Origin of the sequence: Terrisphaera buseokensis, assembly GCF_047521145.2 — a bacterium.
Lineage (GTDB): Bacteria > Verrucomicrobiota > Verrucomicrobiia > Opitutales > Opitutaceae > ER46.
Window position 1 is genome coordinate 1,105,207 of sequence record NZ_CM134186.1, and the last position, 17,627, is coordinate 1,122,833.

The following is a 17,627-nucleotide window of genomic DNA, read 5'->3' on the forward strand; positions in this document are numbered from 1 at the left end:
ATCGTTCACGGAGGCCAGTCCTAGCATGTGCGGCATTGCCGGAGTGGTGGATTTTCGTGCGGCGCCGGATGCCGGTGCCGGCGAGCGCGGCGCGGCCGCCCTCGGTCACCGCGGTCCGGATACACGCGGCGCGTGGAGCGAAGGACCCGTCGCGCTGGGCCATGCGCGGCTGAGCATTCTTGATCTCTCGCCGGCGGGAGGGCAGCCGATGACCTCCGCCTGCGGTCGCTACACGATCGTGTACAATGGCGAGGTCTACAATTTTCCCGCGCTCCGCGCGGAGCTGGAGGCGGCGGGATCGCGGCTGACGTCGCATTCGGACACGGAGGTGGTGCTCGAAGCCCTGGCGCGCTGGGGCGAGCCGGTGCTGCCCCGACTCAACGGCATCTTTGCGCTCGCCCTGTGGGATCGCGTAACGCAACGACTGACGCTGGCCCGCGATCGATTCGGGGTTAAGCCACTGCACTATCACCTGCAGGGGGAACGGCTGACGTTTGGATCGGAGATCAAGGCGATCATTGCCGTGGGCGTGCCCGCTCAGATGATCGATCGGCAGGGACTGCACGAGTTCCTCCACTACGGCGCCGGCGGACTCGGGCCGCGCACGCTTTTTGCCGGTATCCGGAAGCTGGAGGCGGCGACGGTGCTGACGTTTGATGCGCGCGGCGTCAGTTCCCGGCGCTATTGGGTGCCGGCGGAGTCGTCGCCAGCGGGTGACACGGGTGGCGCGCCGGCCACGCAGGTGTGCGCATTGCTCGAAGACGCGGTGCGGCGGCAGCTCGTCAGCGATGTGCCGGTGGCGGTGTTTCTCAGCGGCGGGATTGATTCGTCCGCGATCACCGCGTTCGCGAGCCGGCACTACGCCGGCCGGCTCACGACGTACTCCGTCGGATTCGACTTCGCGGCCTATGCGAGCGAACTGCCCAAGGCCGCGCGCGTCGCCGCCCACTTCAAGACCGATCATCGCGAGCTGTTCATCCGCGGCACGGACCTGCCGTCCGTAGTGGAAGCGCTGATTCGCGCGCACGACTCGCCGTTTGCCGACGCCGCGAATATTCCGCTTTTCCTGCTCTGCCGCGAACTGCACGGGCACGCCAAGGTCGTGCTGCAGGGTGACGGCGGCGACGAGGTGTTCGGCGGCTATTCGCGCTACGCCTGGCTGCGACGGGCCCGCGCGTTCCGGGCGCTGGCCGGAGCGGGCCGCGCGATCCTGCCCTTGCTGCCCGTGGGTCGTCTGCGGCGGTCGCGCCTCGATCGCATGGTCGAAATCTGGAGCGAAACCGACGAAGCGGTGCGCATGGCGCTTCTGCTGGCGCAGGACAGCCGGAGGCCGTCGCCCGCGCGTCTGCTCGGTGCGACGTGGCGGGGTGCGGTGGAGGCCACGGATCCGTTTGCGCGTTACCGCGAGATGGGCCAGCGCCATGGCGCACTCGAGCCGGTGCAGCGGATGTTGTGGACGGATCTGCAGATCCTGTTGCCGGATGTTTTTCTGGAAAAGGTCGACCGGGCGACGATGGCGCAGGGGGTGGAGGCGCGCGTGCCGTTTCTCGATCACGCGCTTGTGGACTATGCGCTGGCGTTGCCCGCCGCGATCAAACTCCCGCACGGCGAGGCGAAGGGTTTGCTCAAGCAGGCGTTGCGCGGCACCGTGCCGGATTACGTGCTCGATGCGCCGAAGGCGGGTTTTGGGGTGCCGTATGGTCGCTGGCTGGCCGGCCCGCTGGCGGATTTTGCCCTCGAACGGCTCGTCGGAGGCGACGCCGTACGCGCTGGTTTGATCGACGGCCCCGCCGCCGCCGCCGCGTTGCACGCCCACCGCACCGGCGCGGCTGATCACGGTTTCCTGCTTTGGAAAATGCTGAACCTCGCCTTGTGGTTCGACCGTTACCGGTCGCATCTGGTCCTGTGAACGCCGCTAATCCTTCCGCTTCCGCGCGGCGTCCACGGGTGCTCTTCGTCGGGGCGTTCACGCCGCCGCCGGGCACGACGATTCGCGGCGGCCAGCTCGCGGCCTGTCAGGCCGTGATCAACAGCCCGTTGAGCGATCACGTCGACTGGGTGCTGCTCGATTCGATGATGGAGTCGATTCCGCCGCCGCCCCTGTCGCGCCGGGCCTTCACTGCGGCGCGACGACTGGTGCAGTTCGTCCGCCACCTCGTGGTGTCGCGCATCGAGGTCGTGATGATTTTCTCCTCGAGCGAAATGAGCATCCTGGAGAAAGGCGCGATGGTGATCCTCGGTCACTGGGCGGGAAAGCGCGTCGTGTTCTGTCCGCGCTCCGGCTACATCGTGCGCGAATGGCGTCAGCAACGCTGGTTTCGGGCGTGGCTCGGTGCCTTGATCCGCAGTTCCAACGCCGTGGTGTGTCAGGGCCGCTGCTGGCGCGAATTTTTTGGTGCGATCAGCGGCCTGCCGGCGGAGCGTTTTCCGATCATCTACAACATCGCGCCGGCACCCGCGGCGGAAGTCGGGCCGTTGCCGGCGCGCGATCGGGCGGAGCGGGCGCTGCTCATGGGCTGGGTGGAGCGCAACAAAGGCATCTTCGATCTCGTCGAGATGGCGGACCGGTTCCGGCCCGAGTTGCAGGGCATGACGTTTGTCATCGGCGGCAAGGGCTGCGACCTGGACGAGCTGACGCGCGAGATCGAGCGTCGCGGCTTGGGGGATAGATTCGAATTTCGCGGCTGGGTCGACGAAGCCGGCAAGGCGCGGATCATGGCCGACATCGACATCTGCCTCATGCTGTCCCATCGCGAGGGCATGCCCAATGCCCTCATCGAGGCGATGGCGGCGGGCCGGCCGGTCATCGCTACGTCGGCCGGTGCCGTGTCCGACATCGTCGAAGACGGTCGGACCGGCATGTTGTGCGAGCCGCGCGACATCGACGAAATCGGATTTCGTCTCCTGGAACTGCGGAAAAATCGGACGCTGCGGCAGACGCTCGGCGCCGCCGGGCAACGCGCGGTGCAGGAGAAAATGTCCAGCGAGGTCGTGTGGCGGAACTGGCTGGCCGTGCTGGCGCCCGCGTTGGCGCCATCCGGCGGCGGTGCGAACGGGAGGGTGCACTGACATGTGCGGCATCGCGGGAATCTTCGGGGGCTTCGAGCCCAGCGTGCTGGGACCGATGAGTGATCGCATCGCGCATCGCGGGCCGGACGACAGCGCCGTCTGGTGGGAAGCCACGGATCGCGTGGGCTTCGCACACCGGCGGCTCTCGATCATCGATCTGTCCGCGGCGGGCCGGCAGCCGATGTGGGACCGGCAGCGGCGCGCGGTGATCGTCTTCAACGGCGAGATCTACAATTACCGTGAACTCGCCCGCGGACTGCGGCGCGACGGCTTTGGGTTCGACAGTGCGACGGACACCGAGGTGATCCTGAACCTTTATCTGCGCGACGGCGAACGCTGCCTCGAAAGCCTGAATGGCATCTTCGCGTTGGCGTTGTGGGATGTGGCGAAAAAGCGCCTGCTCGTCGCACGCGACGGCCCGGGCGTGAAGCCGTTGTACTACACGGCGGGCCCGGGTGGGTTCGCGTTTGCCAGCGAACTCAAGGCGCTCGCCTGCCTCCCCGGGCTCGATCGCAGCCTGGATGTCACCGCGCTCAGCCACTACCTCACGTTCCTCTACAGCCCTTCAGCGCGCACGCCGTTGAAGGCCGTGCGCAAACTCGAGCCCGGCCACGCGCTTTTCGTCGAACAGGGCCGCATTACGCGGACGTGGCAGTTCTGGCGGCTGCCGGTGCTGCCGCCGCAGACCGGACGCGATGTCGTCGCGTTGCAGGAGGAATTTGAAACGCGCCTCGGTCGCGCGGTGAAGCGGCAGATGATCGCGGACGTGCCGGTCGGTGCGTTTCTGTCGGGCGGGCTCGATTCGAGTGCGCTCGCGGTCTTTGCGCGCCGCTACGCGCGCGATCAGCGCCTGGATTGTTTCACGATCGGCTTCCGCGGCGAGGACGCGGCCGCGGGTGAGGGCTTCCCGGCCGATCTGCCGTACGCGCAGAAGGTGGCGCGGCATCTCGACGTGCCGTTGCACGTCGTGTGGAGCGGATCCGAGATGGCGGCGGACTTCGAGCGCATGGTGTATCAGCTGGACGAACCCCAGCCGGATCCCGCCGCGTTGAACGTGCTGCAAATCGCGCGCCTCTCCCGCGACACGGGCGTGAAAGTACTGCTCTCGGGCGCGGGCGGCGATGATCTCTTCAGCGGCTACCGGCGGCATCGGGCGTTGCAGCTGGAACCGTGGTGGTCGTGGGCGCCGGCCGGAGCGCGGCGTCTGTTGCAGCAGATTTCGCAACGCGTGGCGCGCACCTCGCCGGTTGGCCGACGCCTGGCGCGGGCCTTTCAGTTTGCGGGCGAACCACCGGATCGTCGCATCGCGGGTTACTTCGCCTGGCTGGCGCCGGAGGCGGTGACGGGGCTCTTCGCCGCGGACGCGCGGGCGGCGCTCGGTGACGCCGATCCGCTGGCGCCGATGCTGACGGCTCTGGCGGAGCTGCCCGCCGGAACGAGCCCGCTCCACCGGATGCTGCATCTCGACCAGCGTTTCTTCCTCGCCGATCACAATCTCAACTACACCGACAAGATGGCGATGGCCGCGGGCGTGGAGGTGCGCGTGCCGTTCCTCGATCCGGAGTTGATGACGTTTGCGGCGAGCCTGCCCGACGAGCTGAAGCAGCGCGGCCGGACGGGAAAATGGCTGTTCAAGAAAACGATGGAGGCGCACTTGCCGCACGATGTGATCTATCGCCCGAAGACCGGGTTCGGCGCGCCGCTGCGCCGCTGGATGCGGCACGAGTTGCGGGAGCATTTCGAGCATGCGCTCGCGCCGGATACGATCCGGCGCCGCGGATTGTTTGACGCCGCCGCGGTGGATAAACTCGTGCAGCAGGATCGCGCGGGCCGGGTCGATGCGGCGTATCCGCTGTTTGGACTCGTCTGCATCGAGACGTGGTGCCGGCGATTCGTGGATGCTCCAGCCGCGGGAGGGGCGGCGTGATGGCCGCCGGCGAGGAACGACCTGGCTTACGCCCGCGCCCGAATCGGGCGAGCTCCCTTTTCACTTCGTTCTCATGAGTCTCATCTCTGCCTTGCGGTCGGTGCTCCGACACTTTCCCCGCGTTCATCTTTTCGCCGCGCGCCTGAAGCACGCGGCGAACGCGACGGTGATCCGGATGTTCGGACTCGGCTATGTCCAGCGCCGCATCACCGGCGGACCGCTCGCCGGACACTGGTTCGTCGCCAGCAAACGCGTTTACTACTCCCCGTGGTTCTGGAACGGCTCGTACGAGGAGGAAACGTGCCGTTTTCTCCAGGCGGTCGTGCCCGCGGAGGCGGTGTGCTACGACATCGGCGCCAACCTCGGCTACCACACGCTGATCATGGCGGGCAGCGCGAAGCGCGGACAGGTGCTGGCGTTCGAACCGCTGCCGCAGGTGTGCGAAGTGCTGGGCCGCAACCTGGCGATCAACGGCGTGCGCAACGTCACGGTGGTGCGCAAAGTCGCCGCGCGCCAGAGCGGCGTGGTCACGCTGGCGAAGAGCGTCGAGATCGACCAGGCGACGATGAAGTACGCCGCCGATGCCGGGAGCAGCCGCAGCCTTGAGTTGATTGCCTGCGACGCGGTGACGCTCGACGAATTCGTCGCCCAGGGCGGAGTGCCACCGACATTTCTCAAAATCGACGTCGAGGGCGCGGAGGTCGACGTGCTGGCCGGCGCCACGGAGGTTTTGCGCCGGTACCGGCCGACGGTGCTCTGCGAGACGCACGGCGCCGCCGCCGCGCAGGGCGTTTATCAGTTGCTGCACGCGCTCGGCTACACGCTCTACCGCGTGACGTCCCAACTCGAACCGATCGCGAGTGCCGCCATGGTGCCCACCAACATGAACGAAGGTCATTTGTTTGCCCGCCATGAATGACGACGCGCTCGCGTCCAGAAGACTCCGCTGCCTTCCTCGGAACGCGTTCCCGCCACCAGCAACCGACTAGTCCGCTTCACCGTGCGCCAAATTCTCAGCAACCTCCGGTCCGGCGAAATCACGCTCGCCGACGTGCCAGCGCCCGTGGTCGAGCCGGGTCATGTGCTCATCGCGACGCGCCGGACGCTCGTCTCGCAGGGCACCGAGAAGATGCTCGTGCAGTTCGGCAAGGCATCGCTCTTCCAAAAAGCCCGTTCGCAGCCGGAAAAGGTGCGTCAGGTGATGGACAAGATCCGCACCGACGGCTTGATGCCGACGATCGACGCGGTTTTCCGCCGGCTCGATGAACCGCTGCCCCTCGGCTACTGCAATGCGGGTGTCGTGCTGGGCGTGGGCGCGGGTGTCGCGGGTTTCACGGCCGGCGATCGCGTGGCATCGAACGGTCATCACGCCGAAGTGGTGTCGATTCCGGCGAACCTGGTCGCGAAGATTCCCGAGGGCGTGGCGGATGACGCGGCGGCCTTCACCGTGGCTGGTGCGATTGCGCTGCAGGGCATCCGCCTCGCGAAACCGGAATTCGGCGAGACCGTGGTCGTGATCGGGCTGGGTCTCATCGGCCAACTCACCGCGCAATTGCTGCGGGCCGCGGGGTGCCGCGTGATCGCGTTCGATCTCGACGAAGCGAAGATCGCCCTGGCCCGCGCTGCGGGCGTGACAGCGGTGAAGGCCGAGGGGGAGCAGGACGCGATTCGGCAAGTGGAGGCCGCGACCCACGGCATCGGCGCGGACGCGGTGATCATCACGGCTTCGACGGCCTCGCACGACGTGATCGCCCGCAGCGCGCGCATGTCGCGCCAGCGCGGCCGCATCGTGCTCGTCGGCGTGGTCGGGCTGAATCTCAACCGGGCCGACTTCTACGCGAAGGAACTGTCGTTCCAGGTTTCGTGCTCGTATGGCCCGGGGCGTTACGACGCGGACTACGAGGAGAAGGGCCACGATTATCCGCCGGGCTTCGTGCGCTGGACGGAAAACCGGAATTTCCAGGCCGTGCTGGAGGCGCTGGCGTCGGGGGCGTTGAACGTCGCGCCCTTGATCACGCAACGCGTGCCGCTCGCGGAGTTCCAAGCGGTGTACGACACGATGGACACCGGCCTCGCGTCGTTGCTGGTTTACGAGGGGAGCCCGTCGCTGGCTCCGACGGTGCTGCTGCCGCAGCCGGAGTTTGCGGCGGGCGCGGGTGGACTCGCCGTGATTGGCGCGGGTAATTTTGCCCGGATGACCGTGCTGCCGGCGCTCGCGGCGGCGAAGGCGCCGGTGCGGGCGATCGTCAGCGCGTCGGGCGTGAGCGGCACCACCCTCGCGCGCAAGTATGGCGTGCCCGTGAGCACCACCGATCTTGCGAGCGTCCTGAAGTCTCAAGACGTGAACGGCGTCATCATCACCACGCGGCATCACCAGCACGCGGCGATGGCGATCGCGGCCTTGCGGGCGGGAAAGCATGTGCTGGTCGAGAAGCCGCTGTGTATCCATTTACCGGAGCTGGCGGAGATCGAGGCGGTGATGGCGGCGCAGCCCGCCGGCGGTCCCACGCTGAGCGTCGGTTACAACCGGCGGTTTGCTCCGCAGATGGAGAAGATGAAATCGCTGCTCGGCGCCGAGCCCGGGGCGATCACCTTCATCGCGACCATGAATGCCGGCGCGGTGCCCGCCGCCCACTGGGTGAGCGATCCGGAGATCGGCGGCGGCCGCATCCTCGGCGAGGCGTGTCATCTGATCGATCTGGCGATCTTCCTCGCGGCGAGTCCGGTCGTGGCGGTGAGCGCGGTGGCGCTCGCGGACAGCGGTGAATCGGCGTCGATCGTGCTGCGCCACGGCAACGGTTCGACTGCGGCCATCCAGTATCTGGCGAACGGCCACCGGGCGGTGAGCAAGGAACGCATCGAAGTGCATTCGCGCGGGCGCACCTTGCTGCTGGACAATTTCCGCGAGCTGACGGGACACGGCTTCACTTCCTTCGGGAAACTCAAGGGCCGGCAGGACAAGGGCCACGCGCGGCAGTTCGCGCAGTTTGCGGACCGCATGCGGGCGGGCGGACCGGCGCTGATTCCTTGGCCGGAGATTGTGAACTCGACGCGGGCGACCTTCGCGGTCCTGCAGGCGATCGCCGAGCGGCGCGTGATCGCGGTGGAGACAACGCCATGAACGCAGTCGATCCCGGCGGATGGCCCGCGGCCCACCCGACACCCACGAAAATCGGGTTCGGGAATTTCGTGTGTCGCCGTGGGCAACGGCCTCAGTGCATCGCTGTGGGGGTTCAATCGGCGTGAGTGATTCGGCGAAACAATCCGTCCACGCCTTCTGGAATCGTGCGTCCTGCGGCGAGGATTTGTACCTGGCGGACATCTCGCGCGAATCGTATGAGGCGCACTCGAAGCTGCGCTACGGCCTGGAGCCCGAGATCGTGGAGTTCGCGCGCTTCGACACGGTGCGCGGCCGGGCGGTGCTCGAAATCGGCGTCGGACTCGGCGCCGATCATGCGCGGTTTGCGGCGAATGGTGCGGAGCTGTGGGGGGTGGATTTGACGGAGCGGGCGGTGGCGCATACGCGGCGGCGACTGGAAAAATTCGGCCTGACGTCGCAGCTGGCGGTGGCCGACGCGGAGCACCTGCCGTTCGCCGCTGCCAGTTTCGACGTCGTGTACTCGTGGGGCGTGCTGCATCACTCGCCCGACACGCCGCGGTGCATCGCGGAGGTGTTCCGCGTGTTGCGCCCCGGCGGGACGGCGCGGGTCATGATTTATCACACGTACAGCATGGTCGGATACATGTTGTGGCTGCGGTACGCCTTGCTGCGCGGCCGGCCGTTCACCCGGCTCAGGACGATCTATGCCCGCCACCTGGAGAGTCCGGGCACCAAGGCGTATTCAGTGACGGAGGCGCGCGCGCTGTTTGGGCAGTTTCGCGCCGTCACGATCAAGACGCATCAGGGCCACGGCGATCTGCTGACGTCGCAGGCCGGCCAGCGGCATCAGGGCAAACTGCTGGCCGTCGCGCGCGCCATCTGGCCGCGCTGGCTGATTCGACGGGTGCTGCCCACCCACGGCCTCACCATGATGATCACCGCCACCAAATGACGTCCGCTCCGCTGATCGATCTCATCGCGGGCGCGCGGCCAAACTTCATGAAGATCGCGCCGATCATCGACGCGTTGCAGGCGGCGCGGGCGCGTGGCGCCGCGGTGCGCTTCCGGCTGGTGCACACCGGCCAGCACTATGACCGGACGATGTCGGGCAGTTTCTTCGAGCAACTCGGCCTGCCTGATCCCGACGTGAATCTTGAAGTCGGCTCGGGCACGGCGGCGGAGCAGACCGCGGCGATCATGACGCGATACGAACAGGTGTTGCTCCGGGAAAAGAGTGCACTGTGCGTTGTGGTGGGCGATGTGACCTCAACGATGGCGTGTGCGATCACGGCGCAGAAACTCGGGGTGCCGGTGGCGCACGTTGAGGGTGGATTGCGCTCTGGCGACTGGTCGATGCCGGAGGAGATCAACCGGCTCGTGACGGACGCGATTACGAATTATTTCTTCACCACCACGGAAGGGGCGAACGCCCAGCTCCGAAGCAATGGCGTGGGTGGGGAGCGGATTTTCTTCGTCGGTAACACGATGATCGATACGCTGCTCAAGCACCGCCCCCGCTTTCAGGCGCCGCCCGTGTGGACGCATGCCGGACTCCGGCCGCAGGGTTTCCTGGTGCTGACCTTGCACCGGCCGGCGAACGTGGACGATGAGGACCGGCTCCGCGGCCTGATGGCGGAGGTCATGCGCGGCGCCTGCGGCCGTCCCGTGGTGTTTCCGGTGCATCCGCGCACGGCGAAAACGCTCCAGCGCATCGGCGTGACCGCGCCGAATCTGCATCTCACGGAGCCCCTGAGTTATCTTGAGTTCAACTTTCTCGTCGAGCGCGCGCAGGCGGTCATCACCGACTCCGGCGGCGTCACCGAGGAAACGACGGTGCTGGGCGTGCCCTGTCTGACGCTGCGCGACACGACGGAACGCCCGGAGACCGTCGCGCTGGGGACCAACGAATTGATTGGCTCCGATCCGGTGGCGCTGCACCCGTATCTGGAGAAGTTGTACGCGGGCGGCTGGAAGCGGGGTGCGATTCCACCCCGGTGGGACGGCTTTGCGGGCGAACGCATCGTGACGCACCTGTTGGAACGGCTCGGCGTGTCGTCCGGGTCGGTTGAATCCGCGCCATGATCCGTGCCTCGGTTCTCTGAACTCTGTCACGCCATGACTGCCGCCGCATGAGCAGGCTGACCTCACGCCTCGGCCGCTGGCTGCGGACGGTGCAGTATCTGCAACCGCGGCAGGTGATTTGCCGTGCGGTCCATGTGTTGCGTCGACGCTGGTGGCGGATGACGGGCGCGACATGTCCGCGGGTGAAAGGGGTTCGGCTCAAACCGTTTCAACCGACGTGGATTGGACTCGGGGCGTTTCCCGGTCCGTCGGCGTTTGGCCGGGAGCGCGACGAGGCGCGGTCAACGGTGGCGCGCCTGGCGGAGCGGCGCTTCGTTTTCCTCGGCCAGGAGGTGAGTTTCGGCGCCGGGATCGACTGGCACGCGAAGGGCGTGAGCCAGCTGTGGCGTTACCACCTGCATTATTTCAATCCGGTGCGCGCGCTGCTGATGGTGGCGGCCGAGGGGCCGGCGGCGCAGGGCCACGCGATTTTTCGCGATCTTGCGCGGTCGTGGATCGCGGGCAACCGGGCGTTGGTCGGCGACGGCTGGCATCCGTACACGCTCTCGTTGCGCATCGTTAACTGGCTGCAGGTCGCGGGGACGTGGCGTGAGGCGCTCGACGCGGAACCGGCGTTCCGGGACGAACTGCACGGCAGTCTTTACGCGCAGGCGCGGCTGCTGTTTCGCCAGCTCGAGTTCGACGTGCGCGGCAATCACCTGCTGGAGAATCTTCGGGCGCTGCTGTGGGCCGGAGTGGCGTTTGAAGGCGCGGAGGCGCGGGGCTGGTTTGAAACGGCGTTGACCCACCTGCGCGAGGAGACCACCGAACAGATTCTCGCGGACGGCGGCCACTTCGAGCGGACGCCTGGCTATCACGCCGTCGTGCTGGAGAACTATCTGGAGATCGCGTTGCTGCTCGAACGCAACGCCGGGGGCTGTCCCGATTGGGCGCGCGACACCGTGCGCCGCCAGGCCTGCTTTCTGCGCGATCTGATCGGCCCCGATGGCCGCGTGCCGCTGTTCAAGGATACGGCTTACGATGCGACGCCGGATCCCGCGGAACTCCTCAACCGGGTGGCGCTCTGGCTCGACGACCGTTCACTCAAGCCCGCCGCGCCGCCGGGAGTGGAAACGTGCCTGTGGTTCGGCCCGGAGGCCTGGAGCCGCGTGGCGTCGTGGGCGCCCTATGTCCTGCCCGCGGGCGGGACGGCGCTGGCGGCGAGTGGCTACTACCTCATGCGATCGGAGACGGGGGAGCGCGTGACGGTCGATGTCGGCCAACCGTGTCCGGACTATCTGCCCGCACATGCGCATGCCGACACGCTGAGCTACACGTATCATGTCCGCGGCCGGCCGGTGGTCGTGGATGCGGGCGTTTTCGAATATGCCGCGGGCGCGTGGCGGGACTTTTTTCGGTCCACGCGGGCCCACAACACGGTGGAGATCGCGGGAGAAAACTCCTCCGAGGTCTGGTCGAGTTTCCGCGTGGGAAGGCGGGCGCGGCCGACCGTGAAGCAATGGCTCAGCGAACCCGATCAGGTGATCCTTTTCGCCGCGCACGATGGCTATCGCTGGCTCGCGGGCCAGCCGGTGCACGAGCGCGCGATCGTGTGGCGGCAGGATGAATACCTCCTGATCGTCGACCGCGTGACGAGCGGTGAACCGCACGCGATCGTGAACCGCATCCATCTGCATCCGGATCTCGCGTTGCAGGCGGACGGACCCGGCCGCTGGCGGATCGACGTCGCGGGCGAACCGCTGTGGCTGCATCAGATTGGCGCGGGGCGTTCCGCGTTGAGGCGGGGCGAGGAGGACTCGGGGCTCAAGAGCTGGTACGCCGAGGAGTTCGGGCGCAAGCGGGACAACCTCGTCGTGAGCTGGGCGCAGCCGCCGGATGTGCGGCACGTGCTGGCGTATGCGTTTTCCACCCAGCGGGAGATCGAGGCATCGATGCGCGTCGACGCCGGCAGCGTGCAGATCGAGTTGAAGTCGGGGAGTGCAATGCGCCGGTATCTGATTTCCGATCACACGGTGGAGCTGCAGCGATGAGACTGGCGGTGTATTCGCACTATTTCCGACCGGAAATCGGGGCGCCTTCGGCGCGGATCGGGGACTTGAGCGCGGCGTGGATCGATCGCGGACATGAAGTCCACGTCGCCACCTGCTTTCCGAATCATCCCACCGGCGTCGTGTATCCAGGTTATGAACTCACGTCGTACCGGCACGAGCGGATCGACGGCGTCGACGTGCATCGCAGCTGGACCTACGTGACGCCGAACACGGGCTTCCTCAAGAAGAGCCTCGGCCACCTGTCGCTGTGGGCGTCCGCGGGCGTCACGAGCACGCGGCGCATGCCCAGGCCGGACTGCGCCATCGGCACCTCGCCGACTTTCTTTGCCGCGATGGCGGCGCGGGCCTGCGCGCGGCATCACCGCGTGCCGTTCGTGATGGAGGTGCGCGATCTCTGGCCGGCGATCTTCGTCGATCTCGGGGTGATTCGAAACCGCCTGATCATCCGGCTGCTCGAGCGCTGGGAGCTGGGCCTGTATCGCAGTGCGGCGCGGATTGTGACCGTGACGGAATCGTTCCGGGAAAACCTGATCGCCCGCGGGGTGCCCGCGGAAAAGGTGGCGACGATCACCAATGGCGCGGACACCGACTACTGGCAGCCGGATCCGGCGGGCGCGGCGCGATGGCGCGAGGAACTCGGGCTGCGCGACGCGTTCGTCGTGCTCTACATCGGGGCCCACGGGATTTCGCAGGGACTCGCGGCGCACTTGAAGGCCGCGGCCCGGCTGGCCGGGCACCCGCGCGTGCAGTTTGTGTTCGTCGGTGAAGGTGCGGACAAACCGCGCCTCGTGGCCGAGGCGCAAACACTCGGCCTGGCCAACGTCCGCTTCCTTGGTCCCGTGGACAAGGCGAACGTTCGCGCGTTCTACAGCCTCGCGGACGTGTGCCTCGTGCCGCTCCGCGATCTGCCGCTCTTCGACGCCTTCATTCCGTCGAAGATGTTCGAAATTATGGCAACGGGCCGGCCGGTGCTCGCAAGCGTGCGCGGCGAGGCGGCTCGGATTCTCGAGCAATCCGGCGCGGCCCGCGTCGTGGCACCGGACGATGACGCGGCCATCGCCCACGCCATTCTGGAACTGGCGTCCAATCCGTCGCGCCTGCAGGCGATGGGCGCGCGCGGCCGTCCGTTCGTGCTGGCGCACTACTCGCGCCGGCAACTGGCGGATCGCTACCTGCAGGTGATCGGTGAGGCGCGAGCGAGCGTGGGACTCGGCGGCGCATGAAAATTCTGCTCACCGGCGCAACCGGCTTCACGGGTGAACGCGTGCTCGCGGAGTTGCGCGCGCGACAGCTGCCGGTGCGGTGCCTCGTGCGATCCGAGGAAAACGCCATGCGGCTGCGCGCCGGGGGCGTCGACGTCGTCGTGGGTGATCTCGGTGACGCGGAGCGCTTCGCGCGCGCGCTGGCCGGATGCGATACGTTGATCAACGTCGCATCGCTCGGCTTCGGCCACGCGCCGGGGATTGTCGCGGCGGCGGAACGCGCGGGCATTCAGCGTGCGGTGTTCGTCAGCACGACGGCGATCTTCACGCACCTCAATGCGCCGAGCAAGGCGGTCCGGCTCGCGGCGGAGGCGGCGATTCAGGCGAGCGCGCTGGAGTGGACGCTGTTGCGCCCGACCATGATCTACGGCTCGGCGCGGGATCGAAACATCTGCCGGCTGATTCGTTACCTGAAGCGTTTTCCGGTGCTGCCGGTGTTCGGCCCGGGCACGTCGCTGCTGCAGCCGGTGTTTGTCGACGATCTCGCGTCGGCCATCGTGACGGCGGCGGGCAGCCCGGCGGCGGTGCGGCGCGACTACGCCCTTTCGGGGGAGCAGCCGTTGACCTACAACGAGCTGGTGCACACCGTCGGTCGACTCATGGGCCGACGCCATTACCTGCTGCATCTGCCGCCCCGACCGTTCGTCGCCGCGCTGCAAGCCACGGAGCGCATGGGGCTGCGCCTGCCGCTGAAGGCGGAGCAGATCCTGCGACTCAACGAGCCCAAGGCGTTTTCATGGGCGCCGGCGGCACGTGATTTCGGTTATGCGCCGCGTTCGTTTGCCTCCGGTGTGGCGCAGGAAATCTCGTCGCTCGGCCTGCCGCTGGCGACGGCCTGATCTCCGTGCAACGCGCCTTCACCATGTCCTCCGGGTTGATCATGAGTGCGGCGGTGGTGGCGGTGTCCGCGGCCATCGCCGTCCGCCTCGCGCGCTCGGTGGCGCTGCGGCGCGGCCTGCTCGATGTGCCCAACAGCCGCAGTTCGCACGCGCAGCCGGTGCCCCGGCTGGGTGGCGCCGCCTTCGTGCCGGTGGTGTTGTTGGCCGCGGCCGTGGCCGGCCCGGGCGGGACGCTCCCGCCGCTCGTCGCGGCAGTGTTTTTCGCCGGGGCCGCGCTGCTGTTTGCGCTGAGCCTGATCGACGACTTCACCGCGCTGACCGCGGGCGTGCGTCTGGCCGCGCATGCGGCGGTGGCGGCGGGAGTGCTGGGCGCAATCTACGCGTCGTGGCCGGCGGGCGCGGGCAGTGGGTGGCACGGGCTGTCGCCGCCGTCGCCGGGATTCTGGCTGCTGGCGATCGGCGTGGTCGGGCTGCTGAATCTTTATAATTTCATGGACGGCATCGACGGCCTCGCCGGCGTGCAGGGCGTAGTTGCGGGAGCGGCGTGGTGCGCGATCGGGAGCGCGGCCGGATCGCCGTGGAGTGCATGTCTCGGCGCAATGCTCGCGGCGGGCGCGATCGGATTTCTCACGCTCAACTGGCCGCCGGCAAAAATTTTCATGGGCGACGCCGGCAGCACCGTGCTCGGCTTCAGTTTTGCAGCGCTCCCGCTGCTGGCCGTGGTCGAGCGTGGGTCCGTGCTGCGCTTCGACGCGGCGCTCGCGGCCGGCGCGCTGGTGGTGTGGCCGTTTTGGGCGGACGGAACTTTCACGATTCTGCGCCGGATGAAGCATGGGGAAAACATCCTCCAGGCGCACCGTTCGCATCTCTATCAACGGCTCGTGATCACCGGGGTCAGTCACGCGCGGGTGACACTGGTCTATGGCGGGCTCGCCGCCGTGGGCGCCGCGCTCGCGTGGTTCGTCGCGGGAGGCGCGGCGAATGCGGGCGTCGCGGCATTGGGTTTCGTCGTGGTGGCGTTTGTTGCGCTCTGGCGGTGGACCGTGCGACGGGAGACGCTGCTGGCGGGAGTGGCGCGGTCGGCGCGCGGCTGACGCGCGGTCAGGACGGCGTTCGCGCCCTGCCGGGTTGTTCCTCACACTGCGACCAGAGTGCAGCGGCGGGCCAGAGGGCGCACCAGGTGATCAGAATCGCGGGGCATTGGAACGGAAAGTCCCACCACGCGTAGGCCAGCAGCAACAGGGCACCGAACAGGATGCCGGTGCTCACGGGGTTCGACCAGAACGCGCGGCGCGTCAGCCGCACTCCCCAGTAGCCGCCGATCGCACCGAGCAGCGCCACGCCGGCGAGACCGAGCTCGATCGGAAACTGCAGCAGATCGTTGTGGGCATGTTCCCAATACATCCGCGTCTGGTTGCGCGCCACCAACGCGGGATAAGTCGCCTGATAGGCGGGAAACAAAAAGCGAAAGCTGCCGGCACCGATGCCTTTGACGGCGTGGTCGCGCAGCATGTCCGCTGAGGCGCGCGTCGCGAGGTCGCGCGTGGCGAGCGATGTATCCTGTCGGCTGAGACCGAACTTCAAACGGTCCCACGCGGCGCGTGAGTCGAGGGCGTCGAAGCCGACCTTCAGGAAGCAGCCGAAGATCAGCATCAGTCCCAACGCGATCACCGGTTTCCGCGGCGCGCCCTGGCTGGTGAACGGGTGCACGACGAAGGCGCCGATGCACGCGGCCAGAAACACCAGCATCACGAGCGTGGCGCCGCGCGCCTGGCTCGTCAGCACGCTCACGGCGATGCACAGCGCGAAGAACGCGAGCACGACGCCGGGGTTGGATTTTTGCAGCCGGCGCAGGCCGCGGAGATGATACCAACCGGCCAGTCCGCAGGTCACGGCCAGCGTGAGGTTCAGGTACGCGCCGCCGTGGTTCTTGTAGATGAAGCTGGCGAAGAACGCCGGGTTGGGGGACTCGATCACCCAGAAGAGTTTTCCGTTGCTGAGGAGGCGCTGCACGACACCGAACGCGGCCAGCAGGAGCCCGTTGGTGGCGATCGTGAGGAGCAGCAGCCGCACCGTGCGCCGCCGCGTGAACGCCACCCAGACGGCGCACACCGTGAGCCACGCCGACATGTAGAACAACAGCGTCCGCCACGGCCCACCGATGGCGAGCGGAGCCGCCACGCCCGTCGGCAGCCAGGTCGTGTGGGCGACCGCGCGCGTCCACCACTCCTGGCCGTCGGATTCATAGACCCACGCGGGATTGAGGCCTTGAATCGCGACGTAGCCGAGGAAGGCCAGGCCGAGCCACGCGACGGGAAACGCGACCAATCTGGGCCACATCACGAGGCGAAAGCGGCTCGAGTCAGTGTGCTCCTCAGTGTAGGTGCGCGGAACGAGTGCGACCGCGAGGCTCGCAACGCTCAGGCTCAGGCTGATCAGTTGGGCCCAGAGCCGCATGCCGCCGAGCGCCCACGGCAGAAACACGAGATGCGCGCCGATCAGGAGGAGCGCGGTGCGTTCCGCCGGGTGGAGCGACGACTGCTTTTTCCACGAGCGAAAGGGCGCGGGCGGCGCCGGCCGTTCAGCCAACGGCGGCGACGGCCGCGCAGGTTGGGCATCGGGACGCAAGGACACGTCGGGCACCCTGCGGAATTGCCCGCGGCTCACAAGCGGGTTTTGCCGCGACGGAGTCAGATGGGACCGCGGGCTTGAGATAGCTTGGGACCGCGACCGCCCTCGGTCGCTTTCGGTCCATTGCAATCTGCCGGAGGCGACCGGGGGCGGTCGCGGTCCCGGGTGAGCCCACCTCAGCGATTCAGCCACCAGATCGCGGTGTTCAAGCCCGACGCAAACGTCACCCACAGGAAGTACGGCGTCCACAGTGCGCCGGCGATCCGGTCGGCGCGCCAGAAGCGCACGAGCAGGCCGAGCAACAGCAGCCAGAGGGCGACAATATCCACGAGCGCAAAGCCGGGCTGCTTCAGGCCGAAGAACAGCACAGACCAGAGCGCGTTGAGCACGAGTTGCAGGCCGTACAACCACGCCGTCACCGCGGCGTTGCCGATCATCGATTTTCGCCAGACCCGCCACGCCGCGACGGCCATCGCGAGGTACAGGCAGCTCCAGACCGGGCCGAACAACCAGCCGGGCGGCGTCCACGACGGCTTGTTCAGTGTGGGGTACCAGGTGCTGACATTCGGAAACGTGGCGGTGGATCCGATCGCGGCCGCGGCGAACGTCACGAGCAGGAAGACGACGAGGGCGGGGTAGCGGCGGGAAGTCATGCGTTGTACGCTG

13 protein-coding genes are annotated in these 17,627 nt (G+C 67.6%); 11 read left to right on the forward strand and 2 right to left on the reverse strand.

The annotated features are described in order from the left end of the window. The first annotated feature begins 25 nt into the window (after positions 1–25). From asnB (ACLJEU_RS03975) to ACLJEU_RS04025, 11 genes are all read left to right on the forward strand, one after another. On the forward strand, positions 26–1,909 hold the full coding sequence (asnB, locus tag ACLJEU_RS03975) for an asparagine synthase (glutamine-hydrolyzing) (protein ID WP_414660866.1): 1,884 nt from the start codon (positions 26–28) through the stop codon (positions 1,907–1,909). Then, on the forward strand, positions 1,906–3,069 hold the full coding sequence (locus ACLJEU_RS03980) for a glycosyltransferase (protein WP_414660865.1): 1,164 nt from the start codon (positions 1,906–1,908) through the stop codon (positions 3,067–3,069). Before asnB (ACLJEU_RS03975) ends, ACLJEU_RS03980 begins: the two co-directional genes overlap by 4 nt. A 1-nt stretch (position 3,070) precedes the next feature. Continuing rightward, positions 3,071–4,996: an asparagine synthase (glutamine-hydrolyzing) gene (gene asnB / locus ACLJEU_RS03985; RefSeq protein WP_414660864.1), complete on the forward strand. Its 1,926-nt coding sequence runs from the start codon at positions 3,071–3,073 to the stop codon at positions 4,994–4,996. A 73-nt stretch (positions 4,997–5,069) separates the two neighbouring features. Next, positions 5,070–5,915 carry an FkbM family methyltransferase gene (locus tag ACLJEU_RS03990; RefSeq protein ID WP_414660863.1) on the forward strand — a complete coding sequence of 282 codons (846 nt, stop codon included), beginning with the start codon at positions 5,070–5,072 and terminating at the stop codon, positions 5,913–5,915. Between the two features lie 81 nt (positions 5,916–5,996). After that, a complete protein-coding gene (locus tag ACLJEU_RS03995; protein ID WP_414660862.1) occupies positions 5,997–8,117 on the forward strand; it encodes a bi-domain-containing oxidoreductase in 2,121 nt (706 codons plus the stop codon). A 121-nt stretch (positions 8,118–8,238) separates the two neighbouring features. Beyond that, positions 8,239–9,048, forward strand: a complete 810-nt coding sequence (locus ACLJEU_RS04000) for a class I SAM-dependent methyltransferase (protein WP_414660861.1) — start codon at positions 8,239–8,241, stop codon at positions 9,046–9,048. Further along, positions 9,045–10,178, forward strand: a complete 1,134-nt coding sequence (wecB, locus tag ACLJEU_RS04005; RefSeq protein WP_414660860.1) for a non-hydrolyzing UDP-N-acetylglucosamine 2-epimerase — start codon at positions 9,045–9,047, stop codon at positions 10,176–10,178. The genes ACLJEU_RS04000 and wecB overlap by 4 nt, the downstream gene beginning before the upstream one ends. A gap of 47 nt (positions 10,179–10,225) precedes the next feature. Then, positions 10,226–12,208 carry a heparinase II/III family protein gene (locus ACLJEU_RS04010; RefSeq protein WP_414660859.1) on the forward strand — a complete coding sequence of 661 codons (1,983 nt, stop codon included), beginning with the start codon at positions 10,226–10,228 and terminating at the stop codon, positions 12,206–12,208. After that, the gene (locus tag ACLJEU_RS04015) at positions 12,205–13,452 is read left to right on the forward strand and encodes a glycosyltransferase family 4 protein (RefSeq protein WP_414660858.1); all 1,248 of its coding nucleotides are present in this window, start codon (positions 12,205–12,207) and stop codon (positions 13,450–13,452) included. Before ACLJEU_RS04010 ends, ACLJEU_RS04015 begins: the two co-directional genes overlap by 4 nt. After that, complete coding sequence (locus tag ACLJEU_RS04020; protein ID WP_414660857.1) at positions 13,449–14,330, forward strand: SDR family oxidoreductase; 882 nt, start codon at positions 13,449–13,451, stop codon at positions 14,328–14,330. The genes ACLJEU_RS04015 and ACLJEU_RS04020 overlap by 4 nt, the downstream gene beginning before the upstream one ends. Before the next feature lie 23 nt (positions 14,331–14,353). Continuing rightward, a complete protein-coding gene (locus ACLJEU_RS04025) occupies positions 14,354–15,424 on the forward strand; it encodes an MraY family glycosyltransferase (protein ID WP_414660856.1) in 1,071 nt (356 codons plus the stop codon). A gap of 7 nt (positions 15,425–15,431) precedes the next feature. Here the strand turns inward: ACLJEU_RS04025 and ACLJEU_RS04030 are convergent, their stop codons facing one another. After that, positions 15,432–16,964 carry an O-antigen ligase family protein gene (locus ACLJEU_RS04030; protein WP_414660855.1) on the reverse strand — a complete coding sequence of 511 codons (1,533 nt, stop codon included), beginning with the start codon at positions 16,962–16,964 and terminating at the stop codon, positions 15,432–15,434. Between the two features lie 173 nt (positions 16,965–17,137). Next, positions 17,138–17,614, reverse strand: a complete 477-nt coding sequence (locus tag ACLJEU_RS04035) for a TspO/MBR family protein (RefSeq protein WP_414660854.1) — start codon at positions 17,612–17,614, stop codon at positions 17,138–17,140. Between the last annotated feature and the right edge of the window lie 13 nt (positions 17,615–17,627).